Source organism: Massilia sp. 05N420, assembly GCF_056397205.1.
On sequence record NZ_JBFTMX010000145.1, the window covers coordinates 1 to 523 of the forward strand.

General features: G+C 56.0%; 1 protein-coding gene. It reads right to left on the minus strand.

Annotated elements, in window-relative coordinates; genetic code table 11:
• A partial coding sequence (locus AC1DIX_RS27685; RefSeq protein WP_477328537.1) for a hypothetical protein occupies positions 1 to 523 on the minus strand: 523 nt, incomplete at both ends.

Genomic DNA, 523 nt, shown 5'->3' on the forward strand with positions numbered 1-523 from the left:
GCGCTGAACCTGCTTGCCGTTTGGCCCAAAGCTCTCGGGAACGGTCGCTATTTGCAGTGCGTACGGCAGAAAAAGCGGTACGAAAGCGAAGGTAAATCGGATGTTTCGGGTCTGCAGCAGTGTTATCGCAAGACTGGCGACGGCGATTGCAAAGACGATGGCAAGACCGGCATTTCCCCGCCGGGCGGCTTGAAGAATGGCCGGTAGTGCCGCAATGGCGATACACACGAGTACGCCAAGCATCATCAGGATCGTGAACTGCGGATGCTGGAAATAGTATATAAAACTGAATTCCTGCGGAACGCGGTCAAGCCAGTCGTGACGCGACAGCGGATCGATCATCCAGTAGGGGCCGGATAGACATCTCGGGAAGATGTAGGCCGTCACGCCTAAGAATGCGCCGCCCATTGCCGTAAGGGCAGCAATCTTGATTGGTGCTGTCTGCCGATGCAGCACCAATCCGCCAATCAACAGAATCGATGAACAGCCCAGCGCCAGCACGATGTACGGAGCCGAGAAGGAA